At 66.5% G+C, this 18,808-nt stretch carries 16 protein-coding genes and 1 pseudogene; 7 read left to right on the top strand and 10 right to left on the bottom strand.

Annotated elements, in window-relative coordinates:
* Positions 1-58: 58 nt before the first annotated feature.
* Positions 59-1,120: an ABC transporter substrate-binding protein gene (locus N5C91_RS10830; protein ID WP_279829536.1), complete on the bottom strand. Its 1,062-nt coding sequence runs from the start codon at positions 1,118-1,120 to the stop codon at positions 59-61.
* 317 nt (positions 1,121-1,437) lie between these two features.
* Between N5C91_RS10830 and N5C91_RS10825 the strand changes: the two genes are divergently transcribed.
* The 3 genes from N5C91_RS10825 (at position 1,438) to N5C91_RS10815 (ending at position 5,572) form a co-directional block, all read left to right on the top strand.
* A complete protein-coding gene (locus N5C91_RS10825; RefSeq protein ID WP_279829534.1) occupies positions 1,438-2,970 on the top strand; it encodes an ABC transporter permease in 1,533 nt (510 codons plus the stop codon).
* Positions 2,967-3,794 (top strand): ABC transporter ATP-binding protein, encoded by an 828-nt coding sequence (locus tag N5C91_RS10820; protein WP_279829532.1) that lies wholly within the window; start codon positions 2,967-2,969, stop codon positions 3,792-3,794. The genes N5C91_RS10825 and N5C91_RS10820 overlap by 4 nt, the downstream gene beginning before the upstream one ends.
* A gap of 167 nt (positions 3,795-3,961) precedes the next feature.
* Entirely contained in the window at positions 3,962-5,572 is a 1,611-nt protein-coding gene (locus N5C91_RS10815) for an arylsulfatase (protein WP_279829530.1), read from the top strand.
* Positions 5,573-5,904: 332 nt separating this feature from the next.
* Here N5C91_RS10815 and N5C91_RS10810 read toward each other — a convergent pair whose 3' ends face one another.
* Positions 5,905-6,282, bottom strand: coding sequence for a DUF3509 domain-containing protein (locus tag N5C91_RS10810; RefSeq protein ID WP_279829528.1), 378 nt, complete (start codon positions 6,280-6,282; stop codon positions 5,905-5,907).
* A gap of 404 nt (positions 6,283-6,686) precedes the next feature.
* Between N5C91_RS10810 and N5C91_RS10805 the strand changes: the two genes are divergently transcribed.
* On the top strand, positions 6,687-6,914 hold the full coding sequence (locus tag N5C91_RS10805) for a hypothetical protein (RefSeq protein WP_236175705.1): 228 nt from the start codon (positions 6,687-6,689) through the stop codon (positions 6,912-6,914).
* Positions 6,915-6,948: 34 nt separating this feature from the next.
* On the opposite strand, the gene N5C91_RS10800 is transcribed toward N5C91_RS10805, so the two are convergent.
* Positions 6,949-7,266, bottom strand: coding sequence for a hypothetical protein (locus tag N5C91_RS10800; RefSeq protein WP_279829526.1), 318 nt, complete (start codon positions 7,264-7,266; stop codon positions 6,949-6,951).
* 359 nt (positions 7,267-7,625) lie between these two features.
* Here N5C91_RS10800 and N5C91_RS10795 point away from each other — a divergent pair, with 359 nt between their 5' ends.
* The gene (locus N5C91_RS10795) at positions 7,626-8,072 is read left to right on the top strand and encodes an N-acetyltransferase (RefSeq protein WP_236175710.1); all 447 of its coding nucleotides are present in this window, start codon (positions 7,626-7,628) and stop codon (positions 8,070-8,072) included.
* Between the two features lie 14 nt (positions 8,073-8,086).
* On the opposite strand, the gene N5C91_RS10790 is transcribed toward N5C91_RS10795, so the two are convergent.
* The gene (locus N5C91_RS10790) at positions 8,087-8,491 is read right to left on the bottom strand and encodes a hypothetical protein (protein ID WP_236175703.1); all 405 of its coding nucleotides are present in this window, start codon (positions 8,489-8,491) and stop codon (positions 8,087-8,089) included.
* A 150-nt stretch (positions 8,492-8,641) separates the two neighbouring features.
* Entirely contained in the window at positions 8,642-9,259 is a 618-nt protein-coding gene (gstA, locus tag N5C91_RS10785) for a glutathione transferase GstA (RefSeq protein ID WP_279829524.1), read from the bottom strand.
* Between the two features lie 110 nt (positions 9,260-9,369).
* Here gstA and N5C91_RS10780 point away from each other — a divergent pair, with 110 nt between their 5' ends.
* Together N5C91_RS10780 and N5C91_RS10775 are read left to right on the top strand one after the other, a co-directional pair.
* Complete coding sequence (locus N5C91_RS10780) at positions 9,370-9,699, top strand: helix-turn-helix domain-containing protein (protein WP_279829522.1); 330 nt, start codon at positions 9,370-9,372, stop codon at positions 9,697-9,699.
* A gap of 95 nt (positions 9,700-9,794) precedes the next feature.
* Positions 9,795-11,744 (top strand): PAS domain S-box protein, encoded by a 1,950-nt coding sequence (locus tag N5C91_RS10775; RefSeq protein WP_279829521.1) that lies wholly within the window; start codon positions 9,795-9,797, stop codon positions 11,742-11,744.
* Positions 11,745-11,854: 110 nt separating this feature from the next.
* Here N5C91_RS10775 and N5C91_RS10770 read toward each other — a convergent pair whose 3' ends face one another.
* From N5C91_RS10770 to N5C91_RS10750, 5 genes and pseudogenes are all read right to left on the bottom strand, one after another.
* Entirely contained in the window at positions 11,855-12,199 is a 345-nt protein-coding gene (locus N5C91_RS10770; RefSeq protein WP_236175699.1) for a hypothetical protein, read from the bottom strand.
* Between the two features lie 174 nt (positions 12,200-12,373).
* Positions 12,374-13,945, bottom strand: coding sequence for a sensor domain-containing diguanylate cyclase (locus N5C91_RS10765; RefSeq protein WP_279829519.1), 1,572 nt, complete (start codon positions 13,943-13,945; stop codon positions 12,374-12,376).
* Positions 13,946-14,313: 368 nt separating this feature from the next.
* A complete protein-coding gene (locus N5C91_RS10760; protein ID WP_279829517.1) occupies positions 14,314-14,646 on the bottom strand; it encodes a DUF1508 domain-containing protein in 333 nt (110 codons plus the stop codon).
* 147 nt (positions 14,647-14,793) lie between these two features.
* Positions 14,794-15,965 (bottom strand): annotated as a pseudogene (locus tag N5C91_RS10755) (carbohydrate porin).
* Positions 15,966-16,151: 186 nt separating this feature from the next.
* On the bottom strand, positions 16,152-18,578 hold the full coding sequence (locus N5C91_RS10750) for a glucose/quinate/shikimate family membrane-bound PQQ-dependent dehydrogenase (protein ID WP_279829515.1): 2,427 nt from the start codon (positions 18,576-18,578) through the stop codon (positions 16,152-16,154).
* Between the last annotated feature and the right edge of the window lie 230 nt (positions 18,579-18,808).

The raw sequence follows: 18,808 nt of genomic DNA, 5'->3' as shown, positions 1-18,808 counted from the left end.
GCTCGGGGCAGCATGGGTATCGCAAGCTCCACCCATCCTACAGATGAAGGCCGGAAGACTACTGCACCGCCGCCACCGGCTGCGCAGCCAAGTCGCGGCTGGCGGCGTCCTGCAGCGCCGGGCTGGCCCAGTCGGCGGCCTTGAATTCGCGGCGGATCAGGCCGTAGCTCCTGGCTGCCGTGATGGACGCATCCAGGCGGCCGAGGAAATCGGCGTCGAGCTTCGGTGACAGGACCTCCACCAGCGGACGGCCCTGGAATTCGCTCTTGAAGATCACCGACGGATAATTGGCCTGCCTGGATACCAGCTCGATGTACGCATCGCGGTTGGCCTCGGCGCTGGCCCACTGCACGGCTTGCAGCTGCACCTTGAGCAGACGCTCGGTGATCTCCGGGTGGGCGTCGACGAATTCGCCGTTGCCCACCAGCAATGCCTGCAGGGTCCCGGCGCCGCCGAGGTCATGGGTGCTCAGGGGGATCTCCGCCAGGCCCTTGTCGCGCAGGGCGAACAGGCCGGCCAGGCCCCAGGTGGCGTCGATCTGCTTGGCCGCCAGGGCGGCGAGAGCGGCGCTGAAGTCGAGGTTGATCACCTTCAGGTCCTTCTCGGAGAGCCCGGCGCTGGCCAGGGCATTGTCGAATGACAGCTGGCTGGCGGTGCCGCGGAAGATGCCCACGCGCTTGCCCTTGAGGTCGGCCAGGGTCTTGATCCCCGAGCCCGGCTGCACGCCCAGGTAATGGTTGACGCCGCGCGCGGTGGCGGCCAGCACGCGGCTATCCAGCCCGCTGGACTTGCCGATGATCGCGGCCAGATCGCCCAGGTAGGCGAAGTCTACCTGGCCGTTGGCGAAGGCTTCGTTGACCACTGGGCCTGCGCCCTTGAAGAAGCTCCATTTCACCTGGATGCCGTCCTTGGCGAACTCCTTCTCCAGCAACTGGCTGGTATAGAGGATGTCCACCACGCCGCCGCCGGAGTGGTTCTGCCCGGCGCTGACGTCGGGCACGGCGATGCGGATTTCCTTCAGCGGGTCGGCCGCCTGGGTCACCAGCGGGTAGGCGCCGAGCAGGCCGGCCAGTACTGGCGCGGCGAAGAGGGAGAGCAATTGTTGGGTGAGGGCCTTCATGGCGCCTGCCTCCTGCAGTAGGGGAGCGCATGCGGCTCCGGCGCCCGCACTAAAGGCATGGGGCTGATCGCCAACAAAATAATAAAAATTCATTTTTTAGTAATTATTCGAGCTAAGCGAGAGAGCACAAGGCTTCGCGGGCAGATGCCCGGAGGGCATAAAAAATATTCGGCGAATGCATTGGATGAGCGCGGGGGCCTTCCCTTAAATGGCCTGTGTTAGCTCATAAATGCATTGATATAACTATTTATATTCCAATGAAGAATATCTCGAAGCCTTATCGCCTTGCTCTTCCCAGTTCTCGCCCGAGGCCTTCCATGATCGCTGGGCGCGGGTTCGAAGCCATCCTGCCGTGGCTGGTGCCGCTGGCCATTGCGGCGCTCTGGTGGACTGCCAGCCACCGGCACTGGATGTCCGCGCAGATTCTTCCCACGCCCGAACTGGTGCTGCAGGCCGGCCGCGAGCTGCTCGCCGGCGAACTCTGGGAGCAGTTGGGCATCAGCCTGAAGCGTCTGCTTTGGGGCCTGCTGGCCGGCATCCTCAGCGGGCTGGCACTGGGCGCCTGGCTCGGCTTCAGTCGCCGCGCCGAGCGTCTGGTGCTGCCCACCTTCAGTGCCCTGGCGCAGGTTCCGACGCTGGCCTGGATTCCGCTGTTCATGCTGTTCTTCGGCATCGGCGAGCTGCTCAAGCTGGTGGTGCTGATCAAGGCGATCATCGTGCCGGTGACGCTGCACACCCTGGTGGGCGTGCGCGATGCCCAGCCGCGTCTGCGCGAAGCCGCCGCCGTGCTGCGCCTGCCGCGCCGGCTGTTGCTGTGGCGGCTGATCCTGCCGGCGGCGCTTCCCGCGTTCCTTACCGGCGTGCGCCTGGCACTGGCGCAAGGCTGGACTTCGCTGCTGGCCGTGGAGCTGCTGGCCTCCAGCGAAGGCATCGGTTACCTGATGGTGCAGGCGCGGCAACTCTTCATGCTCGACATCGTGTTCGTCTGCATCCTGGTCATCGGCCTGGTGGGGGCAGCCATGGACCGTGGCATCCAGGCGCTGGACCGGCACCTGGTGCATTGGCCGCAGCAGGCCGTCGGCGAGTTTCGCCGCAGTGCCTCGGGGCAGGGCTGGCAGCCCTGGCTGCTGCCGCTGGCCTTGCTGGCGATCTGGCAGGCGGCGAGCGCGCTGCAGTGGGTCGATCCGGCGATTCTCGCCAGCCCGGCTTCTGTCGCTCGCGCGCTGTGGAGCGGCTTGCTCGACAACAGCCTGACCGGTGCGCTGCTGGCGAGCCTGCAACGTACCCTCGGTGGATTGCTGCTCGGCGGCTCGCTGGGCTTCCTGCTCGGCCTCGGGCTGGGCCTGTGGCGCCCGGCGGAACGGCTGCTCGGCCCATCCTTCGCCGCGCTGCGGCAGGTGGCGATCTTTGCCTGGGTGCCGCTGCTCACCGCCTGGTTCGGCCTGGGCGAACTGGCCAAGGTGGTATTCGTCGGCCTGGCCGCGTTCTTCCCGCTGCTGCTGGCGACCCAGCGCGGCATCGCCAGCCTGCCGGCGCAGCTGAGCGAGGCGGCCATCGCCCTGCGCCTCTCGCCCTGGCAGCGCCTGCGTCGACTGGTACTGCCGGGGGCCGCACCCTCGGTGTTCGCCGGGGTGCGCCTGGCGCTGATCTACGCCTGGCTCGGCACCATCGGCGCCGAGTACTTCATGCCCTCGGATGGCGGCATCGGCAGTCTGATGATCGGCGCACAACAACTCTTCCGCATGGACCTGGTCGGCGCCGGCATGTTGCTGGTCGGCCTCACCGGAGCCCTGCTGGCCGCCCTCGGCCAGCGCATCGAAGCGCGCGTGACGCGCTGGAGACACGCATGAACGCCTTCGCTTCCCCGGCCCTGGTGAGCTTTCGCCAGGTGGCCAAGAGTTTCCCCGTGGACGGTCGCGAGTTGCAGGCCATCGAACGTTTCGACCTGGAGATCGCCGATGGCGAATTCATCGCCATCGTCGGCGCCAGCGGCTGTGGCAAGTCCACGCTGCTGCGTCTGCTGGTAGGGCTCGATCGCGAGTTTCAGGGCGAGATCCGCATTGATGGCGCGCCCATCGACGGCATCGGTGGCGAGCGCGGCATCGTGTTCCAGGAGCACCGTCTGTTCCCCTGGCTGACGGTGGAACAGAACGTCGCCCTCGGACTGGTCAACGAAGCGCTGAGCGAAACCGGCAAGGCCGCGAAGGTTGCCGACTATCTGCAACTGGTGGGCCTGTCCGCCTTTGCCCGAGCCTATCCGCACCAGCTCTCCGGTGGCATGGCGCAACGCGTGGCGATTGCCCGCGGATTGGTCGCCAGCCCGCGCATCCTGCTGCTGGACGAGCCCTTCGGCGCCCTGGACGCGCTGACCCGCCAGCAGTTGCAGGGCGAGTTGTTGCGCATCCGCCAGCGCGAGCGCATCACCACGGTGCTGGTGACCCACGATGTGGAGGAGGCGCTGTTCCTCGCCGACCGCGTGGTGGTGATGGCGCCGCGACCCGGGCGCATCAAGCGCATTGTCGGGGTGCCGCTGGAGCACCCGCGCGAGCGTGGCGGCTACGACTTCCTGCGCCAGCGTGAGGCGCTGCTGCACGAGCTGACGGGCGAGGGCGACTACGTCGCGCCGCAGCTCAAGCGGGTGGAAGACCTGCCGTTCGAGTTTCTTGCCTGCTGAGGGCACGAGTTCCCTCACCCTAACCCTCTCCCAGAGGGAGAGGGGACCGATTGGCGCGGGTTGAAACTGTGGTTTCAGCCGGCACGGACGGCTCCCTCTCCCTCTGGGAGAGGGCTGGGGTGAGGGGGCGCCGAGTACACCGACTTTTCCATTTCACGAGGCTTTCCATGAGCAAACGCCCCAACTTCCTCGTCATCGTCGCCGACGACCTCGGCTTCTCCGATCTCGGCGCCTTCGGTGGCGAGATCGCCACGCCGCACCTGGATGCACTGGCCCTTGAAGGCCTGCGCCTGACCGATTTCCACACCGCGCCGACCTGCTCGCCGACGCGCTCGATGCTGCTCACCGGCACCGACCACCACATTGCCGGCATCGGCACCATGGCCGAGGCGCTGACCCCGGAGCTGGAAGGCAAGCCGGGCTACGAGGGTTACCTGAACGACCGTGTCGTGGCGCTACCCGAACTGCTGCGCGAGGCCGGCTACCAGACGCTGCTGTCCGGCAAATGGCACCTGGGCCTGAAGCTGGAGCAAGCGCCCCATGCGCGCGGCTTCGAGCGCTCCTTCTCATTGCTGCCCGGCGCGGCCAACCACTATGGCTTCGAGCCGCCCTATGACGAAACCACGCCGCGCATCCTCAAGGGCACGCCGGCGCTGTATGTCGAAGATGATCAGTTCATCGACGAGTTGCCGGCCGACTTCTATTCCTCCGATGCCTTCGGCGACAAGCTGATCGAGTACCTCAAGGAGCGCGACCAGAGCCGGCCGTTCTTCGCCTACCTGCCGTTCTCCGCGCCGCACTGGCCGCTGCAGGCGCCCAAGGAGGTGGTCGACAGGTACCGGGGGCGTTACGACGCCGGCCCCGAGGCGCTGCGCCTGGAACGCCTGGAGCGGCTCAAGCAATTGGGCCTGATCGACGCCGACGTGCAGGCGCATCCGGTACTGGCGATCAGCAAGGAGTGGGCGCGCCTGACCGACGAGGAGAGGGCGAAATCGGCGCGGGCCATGGAGGTCTACGCGGCGATGGTCGAGCGCCTGGACTGGAACGTCGGCCGCGTCGTCGAGTACCTGCGCCAGCAGGGCGAGCTGGACAACACCTTCGTCCTGTTCATGTCCGACAACGGCGCCGAGGGTGCGCTGCTGGAAGCCTTCCCGCGCTTCGGCCCGGACCTGCTGAGTTTCCTCGACCAGCACTATGACAACAGCCTGGAGAACATCGGCCGCGCCAACTCGTACATCTGGTACGGCCCGCGCTGGGCACAGGCGGCCACCGCGCCGTCGCGGCTGTACAAGGCCTTCACCACCGAGGGCGGCATCCGCGTGCCGGCACTGGTGCGCTACCCCGCGCTGCAACGCCAGGGTGAGATCAGCCACTCGTTTTCCACCGTGATGGACATTACCCCGACCATTCTCGACCTGGCCGGCGTGCGCCATCCGGGCAAGCACTGGCATGGCCGCGAGGTGGCCGAGGTGCGCGGCAAGTCGTGGCTGGGCTGGCTGTCCGGCGAGACCGAACAGGCCCACGACGAAAAGACCGTTACCGGCTGGGAGCTGTTCGGCATGCGCGCCATCCGCCAGGGCGACTGGAAGGCGGTGTACCTACCGGCTCCGGTCGGCCCGGCAACCTGGCAGCTGTATGACCTGGCCAGCGACCCCGGCGAGACCCGTGACCTGGCCAAGAGCGAGCCGGCCAAGCTGGAAGCGCTGATCGAGCACTACAAGCAATACGTCAACGAGACCGGCGTAATCGACGCGCCGCCGCCATTCCTGGCGCGCTGAAGGCCGGCGTCCCAGCGTCCTTTCCTGCCCGCGGTCTGGCGGGAGGGACGTTGGCACGCATCTGGCGCCACGCATCCGGCACGGAGAAAGCCGGTAGCCGCCCGACTGTCCGGACTGACGGCGGCACCGGCATGGGCTTCGAGCCGGGCGGGCCAGTTTGCTGCTGTGTCTCGCTCGCTCATGCGGGCTCTTCCCTGAGGCCGCCCTGGTCGGCGGCGGACGGGTGGGGTACTTGCCGACTGCCCTGCGGTTCGATGTCTACCCGTTCCTCCAGCGACTCCTCGCGGGCCGCCTGAGGATCGGGGCGGGGGTGTCCTGGGATGTTTTCATGCTCAGCGCGCTTGCCGGGCGTGCTTGCCAGCCTGGGCGCGCAGGCGTGCTCCGGCCACCACCACCTTGCGCGGCCGGTGGGTCGGGTTCAGCGGGATGAACGTCTGCAACTCGATACGCTTGAGGAACCACTCGACGTTGACCTCTTCCAGCGGCCCCTCCACGGTCATCAGGTCGCGGCGGATACGCTCCACGAGATCGTTCAGCAACACGCTGCTGGACTGTTCTTCGTGCTGGATCACACGTGAGATCAGGCGCTTGCCTGCGGTATTGCGCAGGCTGATCAGCAGCGTGCCATCGGGCCTGGTCGAGAACTGTGGGCGGTAGTCGCGGAACTGCTGGCTGAGATGTTCGATGGCCGTGTCGTGGTAACTGGACATGATCTTTCCCTCCCGCTGGTTGGCAAAAGCCAGGGCGCTGGCTTGAGCCTGGAACCTCGCATCAGCCGTGCCACGCCGGGAGAGACTGTTTCATCCGCTTAACAGGTTGTTATTGCAGGGAATCGCCCAGGCATGCTGGCGATTGGTCATTTGCAGGATGCAAGGTCGCAGCGGCAAAGCGCTGGAAAATGCACGGCCAGGCGCTGCCCCAAGCCGTTTGCCACAGGGCCGGGCCTTCCGTCTGAAATCCGCAACGGTTTCGGTCTGCATCGTGACGCCCAGCGCGCCTGCCAGCGCTGGCGATCCGCCCGGCGGCAGCCGCGAGGCGCAGTGCCTGGGCCAATCGCCAGTATTTCCCTCGCCTGGCCGAGCGGGCAGGGTTTAGCCAGGGAGAGGAGGTGGCCATGACGCAGTTCCGACGCCTGGATGTGGAAGCGGTGCTCCACGAAGCCTACCCGCTGTTCAATTTCTCCTGCTACCGGGAGGCCGGCGGTCGCTATTCGATCCGCCTCAGCAGCCAACCGGCGGACATGCCCTCGACCATTGTGGTCGGCATCCATGGCGACGAGCTGAGCAGCGCCGGGCGGGTGCGCAGCTTGGGGCTGGAGCTGATCGACAGCTTCATCGACTAGCGTGCGTGCGCCATGCCAGCGCCCGGCGCCTCACTCAGCGTTGCTGGCGGCTGAACGCACAGACCGCCGCCAGCAGGCCCGCGGCCGTCGCCAGTACTGCCGCAGTCTGCCAGGGGTGTTCGCCGGCGTACTCGCCACCCGCGCGGATGGCCCGGCGGCTGCGCTGGATCAGGTGCTCGCTGGTGTCGCGGCCGTCGGCCACCAGTTCGCGCAGCCTGCTCCTGAAGGCCGGCAATTGTTCCGTCGTCAACTCGCGGCTGCCGGCCAGCAGGGTTTCGAGGTCGTTTACCAGGGACTGCAGTTCCTGCACGCCAGTCTGGCGGTTGGAGGGGAACCAGCGATAGCTGCCCATTCGAGTGTCTCCTTGAGTGTTTGTGGATGAATTTCACCGAGCCGGCAGCGCCGTTCGCTGTCGCGCTGTGAGCGGGCGTGGCCGCTCTGCGTTGCGCGTTCGCGGATTTGCCGGACCCATTGCAGAGAACCTCCAGGCCTGCAGGCGTTCACTGATTCTGATGAGTGGAACCTGACGGCCGCTGCCGGGCGTGCTTGAGTGCAAGAGGCGCTCGCCGGCCGTTTTTTGCCATCGTTGGAGGCTGGGCAGGTGCGACGATTGGTGGCAGCGCGCGGGGGCGCGCAGGGGCGATCGCTTGTGCGAGGATGCCGCCCGCCACGCCATGAGCACTTCAACGAACCGGGAGACGACTGCCGATGCTGATCCGTGACTTTCGCGACGACGACATGGAGCGGGTGCTGGATATCTGGCTGCGCGCTTCGCAGCAGGCCCATCACTTCATCGATAGCGATTTCTGGCAGCAGCGTCTGCAGGACATGCGCGACGTCTATCTGCCGGCCGCCGCCTCGCGCGTCGTCGAGAGCGACGGCTGCGTGAGCGGTTTCTACAGCCTGCATGATGGCGCCCTGGCCGCGCTCTTCGTCGCCCCGGAATGCCAGGGCAAGGGGCTGGGCTCGCACCTGCTGAGCGATGCCAAGATCCACCTGCCGATGCTGGAGCTGGCAGTCTACTCGGCCAATGCCGGCGCACTGGCGTTCTACCAGCGGCATGGTTTCGAGGTGCTGGAGGAACGCGCGGACGAACACACCGGGCATCCCGAGACACGCATGTCCTGGACCGCACGCCGGGCGGCCTGCGGCTGCTGAGCTACCTCTGCCGGCTACCAGAAGCCCCCGGCGTGCCGGCTGGACGCGTAGTCCAGGTGCAGGGCGAAGGAGCTCTGGAAAAACTCCAGCAGGCGGGTGTCCAGCACCATTTCATTGAGCGAGGCGAGTGATCCGATCACCTGCTGCACGTCGGCTTCGGTCTCGCCGCAGCGGTTTTCGTGGCACAGGCGCTGCGTCTGCGGGTCGGCGCTGATGCGGCAGATGCATTCGGCATCATGGCAGGAGTGGCGCACCTTCAGGCTCAGCTGCGGCAGGTCGCGGCGGCCATCCAGCAACTCCACGCTGCATTCCAGGCCGTGCTTGCGGGCGAACTCGCTGGCGCGGGCGAAGACGGGCAGGGCCACTTCCACCAGGGCGTTCTGGTAGGCATTGGCGAAACTCTCGGGGTCAGCGCTCATCCAGTATCTCCTGTGCTCATTGCAGCAAACCCGGCACATGGCGGGCCGGGCTAGTGTGATGGACCACGGAAGGTGCGGCTTGCGCGATGCAGCGGCGAATTTTCCGCCGAGCGGTTGTGCGCCCTAGGCGAGTGCTGGCCGCCGGGCGGTTCAGGCGACGGCGGGCGCCTCGGCTTCGGCGCGCAACGCCTCGACGACCGCCGGGCGCGCAGCGACTGTTGCGCGGAAGCGGCGGATCGCCGGATAAGCCCCGAGGTCGATTTTCAGTTGTTCGGACCAGCCCAGCACGCTGAACAGGTAGGCGTCGGCGATGCTGAAGCGGTCGCCGAAGGCGTAGCCGCTGGCGGCCATGGCCTGGTCCAGGTAGCCCAGGCGCCGGGCGAGTTTCGATCGCAGCAGATCCTTCACCGGCTCGGCTATCGCGCTGTCGAACAGCGGGCTCATCGCCGCGTGCAGTTCGCTGCCGATGAAATTGAGCTGCGCCTGCAGCAGCGTACGTTCCAGGGTGCCATTGAGTGGTGCGAGGCCCGCTTCGGGTCGCTGGTCGGCGAGGTACTGTAGAATCGCCGCGCCCTCGGTGAGCACCGTGCCGTCGGGCAGTTGCAGCGCCGCCACGTAGCCCTTGGGGTTGATCTGGTAGAAGTCCCGGCCATCGGCGGTTCGTTTGCTCTGGTTGTTCACGCGTATCAGCGCGAACGGCAGGCCCAGCTCGCGCAGGATGATGTGCGGGGCGAGTGAGCAGGCATTGGGGGCAAAGTAGAGTTTCATCGGGGCAGGCTCTGGCCGGTAATGGGCGGCCAGTATTGCCGAGCCCGATGCAGCGCGTAAGAACGCACTTTTTTGTGGCCTGGGCACAAAAAGGTTACCGGGAAGTAGCGATGAAGAAGAACGTTTCGGGCTGTTCGGTCGAGGAAGCCATGCGCGTGATCGGCGGCCGCTGGCGCCTGTTGCTGGTGTCGTACCTGCTTGAGGGCAGCAAGCGCTTCAACGAGTTGCGCCGTGACATGCCGGAGATATCCCAGCGCATTCTCACGGCCGAACTCCGGGCACTGGAGGACGCGGGGCTGGTGACTCGCACGGTCTATCCCGAGGTTCCGCCACGGGTGGAGTATTGCCTCAGCGCCGACGGTGATCGACTGCGCCCGGTGGTGGAGGTCGTCAGGACCTTCGGCCTGTGGCTCAAGGCGCGGCCCGTGGAGCGCGGCTGAAAGCCGGCCAGGCAGCGCGGCACGCCGTCTGGCGGCAGGTGCGGTGGCGCGCTCGCGCCTATGCTTTGCTGCAATGAGCCAGGAGAGCCGACTGCATGCCTGAAACGACCGCCAGCACCGCCCAACTCGTGGAAGACGCGCGCTACCGCCTGCTCGTCGAAGCCGTGACCGACTATGCCATCTACATGCTCGACCCCGATGGCCGGGTCAGCAGCTGGAGCTCCGGCGCGCAGCGCCTGAAGGGCTACGCCGCCGACGAGATCCTCGGTGAGCACTTCTCGCGTTTCTACACGCCGGCCGACCGCGCCGCCGGCTTGCCGGAGCATGCCCTGGGCGAAGCGGCGCGGGTGGGCCGCTACGAGAGTGAAGGCTGGCGCCTGCACCGCGATGGCAGCTCGTTCTGGGCGCACGTGGTGATCGACGCCATCCGCGATGCTTCCGGCGCGCTGCTGGGCTTCGCCAAGATTACCCGCGACCGCACCGAACAGCACGAGACCGAGCAGGCCTTGCGCCGCAGCGAGCAGCATTTCCGCCTGCTGGTGAACGGCGTCACCGACTACGCGCTGTACATGCTCGACCCCGAAGGCAATGTCACCAGCTGGAACCCCGGCGCCGAGCGGATCAAGGGCTACCACCCGGAAGAAATCATTGGCCGTCGCTTCGACTGCTTCTACTGCGACGATGACCGCCAGGGCGGCGTGCCGGAGACCAGCCTGAACACCGCGCTGGCCGAAGGGCGTTACGAGGAAGAGCGCCTGCAGATGCGCAAGGACGGCTCGCGCTTCTGGGCCAACATCGTCATCGACCCGGTGTTCGACGAAGCCGGCAAGCTGCTGGGCTTCGCCAAGATCACCCGCGACATCACCGACAAGCGGCGAGCCCAGGAAGAGCTGGAGCGCGCCCGCGACGAGCTGATCCAGTCGCAGAAGATGGAGTCGCTGGGCCAGCTCACCGGCGGCGTCGCGCATGACTTCAATAATCTGCTGACGGTGATCCTTGGCGGCCTGCAACTGCTCGAACGGCAACTGCCGAAGGATAACGACAAGGTTCAGAGCATCTGGCGCAACGCCCTGGAAGCCACCCGCCGAGGTGCCCAGCTGACCCAGCGGATGCTGGCCTTCGCCCGCAAGCAGCGGTTGTTCCCGCAGCCCATCCAGCTACCGGCGCTGCTGCAGGACATGAGTGAGTTGCTGGTCAGCTCCCTGGGCCCGACCATCAGCCTGGAGACTCGCTTCCCCTTGCAGCTGGATAGCGTGATGAGCGACCAGAACCAGCTGGAGCTGGCGATCATCAACCTCGCCACCAACGCCCGCGACGCCATGCCTGGCGGCGGCAGCATCACCTTCTCGGCGCGCAACGCCCAGGTCGGGCCGCGGCAGAGCGGCAAGCTGGCGCCGGGTGACTACGTGTGCGTGGCCGTTACCGACTCTGGCCAGGGCATGGACGAGGACACCCTGCGCCGCGCCGCCGAACCTTTCTTCACCACCAAACCGACCGGCAAGGGCACCGGGCTGGGGCTTTCCATCGTCCACGGGCTGGCGCAGCAGCAGGGCGGGGCGCTGCTGCTGCGCAGTACACCGGGATCCGGCACCACTGTGGAAATCTGGTTGCCGGCGGTGAAGGCGGGGACGCAACCCGGCGTTGTCGACGAAGTGCTGGCCGCGGACACCCAGAGCGAACCCGCCGAACCCCTGGGGCTGCGGGTGCTGGTCGTGGACGACGATGCACTGGTGCTGGCCGGCACCAGTGCCCTGCTGGCGGACCTCGGCTGCCAGCCCGTGCGCAGCGACTCGGCACGAGCGGCGCTGCAATTGCTGGGGGAATCGGACTTCGACCTGATGATCACCGACTTCGCCATGCCCGACATGGACGGCATGTTGCTGATCCAGCAGGTGCGCCAGACGTATCCTGCGCTGACCTGCGCACTCACCACTGGCTACGCCGGGCGCCTGGACACCCTGACCGATTCGGTGCTGCGCCTGCCCAAGCCGTTCGACCGTGAGCAATTGCTCGGGCTGTTGCTGCGGGTGAAGAACAGCGAATAGGAAAAACCCAACCTCCGCCGCGCGGGCAGCGGCCGGCGGAGGTTTCCGGGAATGCGCCAGGCTTTCCGCTGTGCAGCCACTGCGCCGCAGGCGGTGGTGCGCACCGGACCTCAGTGCGGTGTGCCACGACGCGCCGGGCGCAGGCCTTCGGCAACCTCCATTTCGATCAGCGAGCCGGGGTCTTCATTGCCCGGGTCGTTGATCAGCGGGTCGGCGAGGGCTGGGTCCAGGTTGCCTTGGGGCATCAGGCCTTCACTGCGATCGCGGCGCTCGAGCAATGGCAGCAGGTCATCGTGAAACTCCTGCTGCTGAGCCTCGGAGAGCGCGGCAAAGCCGTGATTGAGAATGTAGCGGGCGAGGATTTCCTGGCGACTTCCGGCAGCCAGTGTTCCGCTGTCCAGCAGTCGATTCAGGCCGTCTGAGCGTTCAAGGTCGCGGTGTTCGTTGCAGCCCATCGTTCGCACCTCCCAAATCTGTTGCAGCGAGAGTGGTTCAGCGTGAGCGGCTCGCTATGAGTTCCGGCAGTGGACGACGTCTGTTGCGCCGCCTTATTGGAAGACCGGTCGGATGCGGCGCTGTTCAGCGTATGGGACGAACGGTTGCAGCCAGCCCTGGCCGCTGGACGCAGGTCAGGGGCGGTCGCTGCTGACCACCCGGTTGCGGCCTGCCTGCTTGGCGCTGTACAGGCGCTGGTCGGCCAGCTTGAGCACCGCTTCGGCGCTCGGCGCCGGCTCACCTAGATCGGCAACGCCGATGGACAGGGTGACCTTGCCGACGCGGGGAATCAGCGTGCCGGCGACCGTTTCGCGGATGCGCTCGGCGATGCTGCGGGCTGCTTCCAGGCTGGTTCCCGGCAGCAGCAGGACGAACTCTTCGCCACCCGAACGACAGGCCAGGTCTTCGGCGCGGGACGAGTCACGCAGCACAGCGGCGACCCGGCGCAGGGCTTCGTCGCCAGCGTCGTGCCCCCAGCTGTCGTTGACCCGCTTGAAGTGGTCGATATCCAGCAGCAATACCGCATAGGGCAGGCCGGACTGCTCCAGCGCGGCCAGGGCGGCGTCGAGGGCGCGGCGGTTGGCCAGCCCGGTGAGCGCATCGCTCTGGGCTTCCTGGCTGAGCCGGCCAAGCTTCTGCTGCATCAGTCCGACGCCGCTCAGCAACGCCTGGCGGATGGCGGCGGCCTCGCGGTACCACGTATCGATGGCGCGCAGCTCGCTCGGTGTTTCCGGCGCCGACAGGCGCTCGGCGCTGTAGGCCAGTTGCCGCAGCGGGCGGGTGATCAGCAGGGCGCCGCCCCAGATCAGCAGCACGCCGAGCAGGCTGGCGGGGATCAGGCCGAAGAACATGTCCTTCATCAGCAGGCCCAGCGGCGCCAGGCTCAGGTCGCGAGGTTGTTGCGCGACCACTGCCCAGTTGGCGTCGGGCACCTGGGCGTAGCCGGCGAGCATTTCCACGCCAAGGGTATTGGGCACCTCCATCGAGCCGGTTTCTCCGCGCAGCGCTGCCTCTACGGTCGGGTTGCCCTTCAGCACCTCGCCGACCCGCTGCGCCTCGGGGTGGTGCAGCAACCGCCGGTTGGCATCGGCGACGAAGGCGTAGGTGCCCTCGTGGTGGAAGTGGCTGCCGATGATGGTATGCAGCACGCTCTGCTTGAAGATGTAGACCGACCCGCCGACCAGGCCGAGGTACTCGCCGGTGGGGCTGACGATGGGTTGCGAGATGAACACCACCAGGTTGCCGGCGATGGATACATAGGCCTGGCTGACCATCGGCCGCTTGAGTTGCAGGGCCTGCTGCACACCAATCGAGCGCAGTGTGGTGCCGACTATCTGCAGGGAGTCCGGGTAGGCTTCGAGCACCTTGCCCTGGGCGTCGACGATGGCGATCGAGTTGAAGTAGGCGTCCTGCGACTGCAGGCGCATCGCCTCGGCGCGCAGCACCGTGCGATCACCCTGGTGCGCCGCGAGGATCCTGGCGCTGAAGGCCAGGTTGCGCTGCGCCGAGTCGATGAACTCGCCGATGCTTGAGGCAACCTTGGCGGCATAGGCGCGATTGGCCTCCAGGGTCGAATGGATCAGCGCCGAGCGCTGCACGGTGTAGGCCACGTACAGGCTGTTGCCGAGAGTGGCCAGGGCGGCGAGCAGGACGAAGACCAGGATCAGCACCCGTAACGTCAGGGGCTTGCGGCTCCAGCGCTTCATGCGGCCACCGTGGCTGGGCGTGGCGCGCCGGGGGCCTCGTCAGGGAAGCAGTTCTCTGCGCCGGGGCGCGATGTCAGGGGGCTGTCCATGGGGCCGGGTCCGTGCTGGGGCGGGCTGCCTGGTCCGTCTGTCCGAGACGGGCTGAGCTTGAGGATAGGCAGGGATGCGCCGCCAGTCACATGTTGCGGGGCGAATCAGTGGTCCGGGCTGGCTATTGCCTGCTGGGCGTTGCCGGCAGGCGACGTGCCCCGGACGACGTTGCCGAGGGGCGGCGTGTGCGGCCCCGGCTGCGGCTCGGGCAATGCTTTGCCGGCGGCACGCCCACAAAAAAGCCCCGCATTGCGCGGGGCTTTTCATTGGCTCGTTACTCAGGCGTGTGCACGCAGCTCGGAGCTGAGGCCGGCCTGGGCGATCGTTGCAATCGCCTGTTCGCGTGCGGCCTCGGAGTCGTACAGCTTGCTGGTCAGCAGTTCTGCACCGGTGTTATCGCGGATCACGAAGAAATTCTTGCCGCCGGGGGACATCTGGCGCTTGTAGCGCTCGACGGCCGCACAGGAGCTGCGGAGGCTGTTGATGGCCTGCTCGGCTGCCTCCTGTGTCGGGTAGGCCAGAGTTTCCAGCAGGGTTCCGTGGGCAGTGTTCTTGAGCAGAACGCGACGGTTGCCGCTGCTGAGTTCCTTGATTTCATACCAACCGGGCATGTGTAGCTCCATATAACCGGTGTCAACGTCCTGCGGGTGGCCCCGCAGGGTGACAGGCCAGTTTAGGAGTGCGGGCGTTCTATTTGTATAGGAAAAGTCCTATTAATCATGAGGTTACTGTATCAATTTGTCTCAGGATCGCTTTTCTCAGAAGCTGGCTTTCACCTGCAGGCCGAGCAGCAGGGCGTTGTCGATGTCCTTGCCGGAGAAGGCTCCCGGTTCGATGACGTACTGCAGGTCCGGGCGCAGGGTCAGCCAGGGCGTGGCCTGGTAGCCGTAGCTCAGTTCGACGAGCTGTTCGCCGCTGTCCAGGTTCGGGTAGTCCTGACCGTTGGCGAGGGCGTTGTTCTCCTGCATTTCACGGCTGCGCGGGTTGGGTACGGCGCGACCGTAACCCAGCGCGAGACTGTCTTTCGGGCGGCCTTCGAAGGGCTTGTAGAGGACGACACCCGCGCCGTACCACTTGGTGAAGGGCGAGGCGGCGCTGCTGGCGGCCGAGGCCTGGCCGAACAGATGCAGGCTGCGCCCCTTCGAGGCCGGGTCGTTCCACACCGCCTGATCGACCAGCAGGTAGTGGCCGCTGCGGCCGGACTCTTCTTTGGCGCTACCGATGCGCTGCACGTTGGAGCTGTCGTAGTACCAGCCGAGCTTGTACTCGCCGGGCAATTCGCCCTGGGGTTTGTAGATCAGCTCGATGGGCACCACGGTGCCGGTGGTGTGCTTGGGCGTGAGGTGCCAGGCGCGGCTGGAGTTGCCGTTGCTTTGCGGGTCGACGTTGAAGGCGCGATGCGCAGCTGCCAGTCGGGTGCGAAGCTGTACTTCACCCGTGCACCCAGGTGTGCGTTGGGGTAGTTGGTCCAGCCGCTGCCGCCGGACATGTTCAGTGGGTGGCCGCAGAAGCCGGCGTTCATGAAGTTGCAGAGGATGCCGCTGTCGAGCCCGCCGACGTCATTGCCCATGGCCATGTAGCCGAGCTTGAGGTTCAGCGCCTGGCCCAGGTCACGCTCGTAGCTCAGCTCGGTCAGGCGCGTGTAGAGGCCGCCGTAGTTTTCCTGGATCGGCAGGCGGTTGCCCACCAGGTCTTCCGAGGCACTGTTGCCGCGGCGGTCGTTGATGGTCAGCTGGACCTTGCCGCCATTCTCCAGGCCGTAGAGTCTGGACAGGTCGAACTGCACGCCCAGCTTGATGTTCTGCGAATAGCGCGCCGAACGATGCAGGCCGCCGTGGGCGTTGTAGGCAGTCTCGCCGCTGTAGTCGCCGGTGAACCCGACGCCGCCTTCTTCCAACTGGTGGCGCAGGCCGCCCCAGTCGCCGGTCATCGTGGAACGTTCGAGCAGGCCTTCTGCGGCCAGCGCCGGCAGCGAGGCGACGCACAGCAGCAGGCCGGGCGTGAGGCGAAGGGAAGTGCGCATGGAATTTCCTGAGCTTGAAGCGAATAAAAAAAGGCGCGGTGGGAGTGCCGCGCCGGAAGGAGGCGCCCGCACGCGGCGGGCGCGATGGGAGGGTTACTGGCCGTCCGGCAGCGCGTAGGCCAGCACGTAGTCGCCACGGTCGCTGGACTGCCGCGCACCACCGGCGGTGATGACGACGAACTGCTTGCCGGTCTTCGGCGACACGTAGGTCATCGGGCCGCCCTGGCTGCCGACGGGCAGGCGGGATTTCCAGATTTCCTTGCCGTTGCTGCTGTCGTAGGCGCGCAGGTAGAAGTCCTGGGTGCCGGCGATGAACACCAGGCCGCCCTGGGTGGAAAGCGTGCCGCCAAGGGTCGGCAGGCCGATGGGGATCGGCAGGTGCATGCGGATACCCAGCGGGCCGGTGTCTTCCACAGTGCCCACCGGTACCTGCCAGGCCACCTGGCGGGTCTTCAGGTCGATGGCGGTGAGGGTGCCGAATGGCGGCGCCTGGCACGGGATGCCGGCCACCGAGAGGAAGCGGTTCTTGTTCACCGCGTAGGGCGTGCCCTTGAGCGGCACGGCGCCCATGCCGGTGTTCAGCGCCTCGCCGCCGCCAGCGGCCGCGCCCTTGTTGGCCGAGGGGATCATCTGGATCCACAGGCCCAGGCGCATGTCGTTGACGAAGATGAAGCCGTGCACCGGGTCGGTGGACAGGCTGCCCCAGTTCATGCCGCCCAGGGAGCCGGGGAAGCTCAGCGACAGGTCGGTGCCCGGCGCGGTGTAGAGGCCGTCGTAGCGCATCTTCTTGAAGTCGATGCGGCACAGCAGCTGGTCATAGGGCGTGGCGCCCCACATGTCCGACTCGCTGAGGGTCTGCGCGCCGATCTGCGGCATGCCGACGGATTTCGGCTGGGTCGGCGAATAGGGCTCGTCGGGGATGTCGCCCGGCTTCACCGGCACATCCCTGACCTCGGTCAGCGGCTTGCCGGTGGCGCGGTCGAGCACGTAGATCTGCCCGGCCTTGGTGCCGATGACGACTGCCGGAACGGTCTTGCCGTCGGCCACGGGGAAGTCCACGAGGCTCGGCTGCATCGGCAGGTCGAAGTCCCAGAGGTCGTTGTGCACGGTCTGGTAGACCCACTTTTCGGCGCCGCTGGTGGCGTCCACGGCAAGGATCGACGCGCCGTAGGTGTGGTCGAGTTTCGTCCGCTCCACGCCATAGATGTCGGTGGAAGAGCTACCCATGGGCAGGAAGACGGTGTTCATCGCCGGGTCGTAGGACATCGGCGCCCAGCTGTTGGGCGTGCTGCGCACGTAGCTCTTGCCATCCGCCGGGGCCTGCTTGTCTTCCGGGTTGCCCGGATCGAAGGCCCAGCGCATGGCGCCAGTGATGACATCGAAACCACGGATCACGCCGCCGGGCATGTCAGTCTGGACATTGTCCGCGACGCGGCCGCCGACCACCACCGTGGTACCGGCCATCAGCGGGGCGGAGGAGAGCTGGTAGTACGAGTCGGGTACATCACCCAGGCCGGCCTTCAGGTCGACCTGGCCGTTAGTGCCGAAGCCCTGGCAGAACTCGCCGGTGTCGGCGTCCACCGCGATCAGGCGCGCGTCGATGGTATTGGTCAGCAGGCGGCGCTGGCAGTTGGCGCCGGCCGGAACGCTGGCGGCGATGACCGGTGTGCTGTTCGGCTGGGTCGGCTGGGCGATTTCCCTGGTGGCGTCGAAATAGGCCATGCCTCGGCAGCGTTGCCAGACCTTGGACTGCGCGTTGATCTCGTTCTTCCACAGCTCCTTGCCGGTGTCCGCGTCCAGCGCGATCAGGTTGTTGTGCGGGGTGCAGATGAACACCTTGTCGCCGACCTGCAACGGGGTCAGCTGGTCTTCCGCGCCGTTGCCGTCGCTGACCGCCACGTCGCCGGTGTGGTAGGTCCAGGCCACTTTCAGTTTTTCGACGTTGCCACGGTTGATCTGGTCCAGCGCGGCGAAGCGACTGCCGCCCTCGGTGTTGCCGTAGTGCGCCCAGTCCTTCTGCGCATGGGCCGGGTCCACCGGCGTCAGGCCAGGGCCCTTGCCAGTGGGCGCCACGCTGGGATGGGCGACGAACATGTTGCCGGCGGCAATCACCACCAGCACGGCCAGCACGCCGGCGATGCCATAGGCTCCACGCCCAGCGTTGCCGCCTGCCGAGCGGGACAGCATCGGATAGACCAGCGCGACCACCACGCCGATGGCGCTGAACATGAACAGCCGCGAAAACAGCGGCCAGAACACCAGGCCGGTGTCGGACACGGCCCATAGCGCGGTGCCAATCAGGAAGGCGGCGAACAACCAGGCACCGACCGGCTTGCGCAACGCGATCAGCAGACCCGAGAGCGCCATGGCCAGGCCACCGACGAGGAAGTACCAGGAGCCACCGAGGCTGACCAGGCGGATGCCGCCAGCAGCCAGGGCGAGGCCGAGGAGGGCGATGACCACACCCAGGCCGAGGAGGATGAAAGTGCTTGCACGGGAGGCACGCTGTACCGGTTTCATACAGAAGGTTCTCGCTGTTGGATCGGTCGATTATACGCTTAGCATGCTAATTAACTAGATAGTACAATAGTCGAAGATCAGAGCGCAGACGAATGGATTAGCCTTTTGCACGCTCGACCACTCACAACATCCCGACCCACGAAAGCCCTGTGCAGCGGCTGCCGAGACTGGCAGCATCGCCGTTCGGTCCTACAGAAGAATCCCGTCGCCGTGCCTGCTACCCGCTCTGT

Origin of the sequence: Pseudomonas sp. GD03903, assembly GCF_029840045.1 — a bacterium.
In the GTDB taxonomy this organism is placed as follows: Bacteria; Pseudomonadota; Gammaproteobacteria; order Pseudomonadales; family Pseudomonadaceae; genus Pseudomonas; species Pseudomonas pseudonitroreducens.
Note: the sequence above shows the minus strand (reverse complement) of the source record. Positions and strands in the feature narration are given on the sequence as shown.

What these genes read in the sequence shown, in the direction of transcription:
- N5C91_RS10800 (WP_279829526.1), bottom strand. Translation starts at nt 7,266, where the DNA reads ATGGGCAGCTATCGCTGGTTCCCCTCCAACCGCCAGACTGGCGTGCAG.
- N5C91_RS10830 (WP_279829536.1), bottom strand. Translation starts at nt 1,120, where the DNA reads ATGAAGGCCCTCACCCAACAATTGCTCTCCCTCTTCGCCGCGCCAGTA.
- N5C91_RS10775 (WP_279829521.1), top strand. Translation starts at nt 9,795, where the DNA reads ATGCCTGAAACGACCGCCAGCACCGCCCAACTCGTGGAAGACGCGCGC.
- N5C91_RS10820 (WP_279829532.1), top strand. Translation starts at nt 2,967, where the DNA reads ATGAACGCCTTCGCTTCCCCGGCCCTGGTGAGCTTTCGCCAGGTGGCC.
- N5C91_RS10750 (WP_279829515.1), bottom strand. Translation starts at nt 18,578, where the DNA reads ATGAAACCGGTACAGCGTGCCTCCCGTGCAAGCACTTTCATCCTCCTC.
- N5C91_RS10760 (WP_279829517.1), bottom strand. Translation starts at nt 14,646, where the DNA reads ATGCCCGGTTGGTATGAAATCAAGGAACTCAGCAGCGGCAACCGTCGC.
- N5C91_RS10815 (WP_279829530.1), top strand. Translation starts at nt 3,962, where the DNA reads ATGAGCAAACGCCCCAACTTCCTCGTCATCGTCGCCGACGACCTCGGC.
- gstA (WP_279829524.1), bottom strand. Translation starts at nt 9,259, where the DNA reads ATGAAACTCTACTTTGCCCCCAATGCCTGCTCACTCGCCCCGCACATC.
- N5C91_RS10770 (WP_236175699.1), bottom strand. Translation starts at nt 12,199, where the DNA reads ATGGGCTGCAACGAACACCGCGACCTTGAACGCTCAGACGGCCTGAAT.
- N5C91_RS10765 (WP_279829519.1), bottom strand. Translation starts at nt 13,945, where the DNA reads ATGAAGCGCTGGAGCCGCAAGCCCCTGACGTTACGGGTGCTGATCCTG.
- N5C91_RS10810 (WP_279829528.1), bottom strand. Translation starts at nt 6,282, where the DNA reads ATGTCCAGTTACCACGACACGGCCATCGAACATCTCAGCCAGCAGTTC.
- N5C91_RS10780 (WP_279829522.1), top strand. Translation starts at nt 9,370, where the DNA reads ATGAAGAAGAACGTTTCGGGCTGTTCGGTCGAGGAAGCCATGCGCGTG.
- N5C91_RS10825 (WP_279829534.1), top strand. Translation starts at nt 1,438, where the DNA reads ATGATCGCTGGGCGCGGGTTCGAAGCCATCCTGCCGTGGCTGGTGCCG.
- N5C91_RS10790 (WP_236175703.1), bottom strand. Translation starts at nt 8,491, where the DNA reads ATGAGCGCTGACCCCGAGAGTTTCGCCAATGCCTACCAGAACGCCCTG.
- N5C91_RS10805 (WP_236175705.1), top strand. Translation starts at nt 6,687, where the DNA reads ATGACGCAGTTCCGACGCCTGGATGTGGAAGCGGTGCTCCACGAAGCC.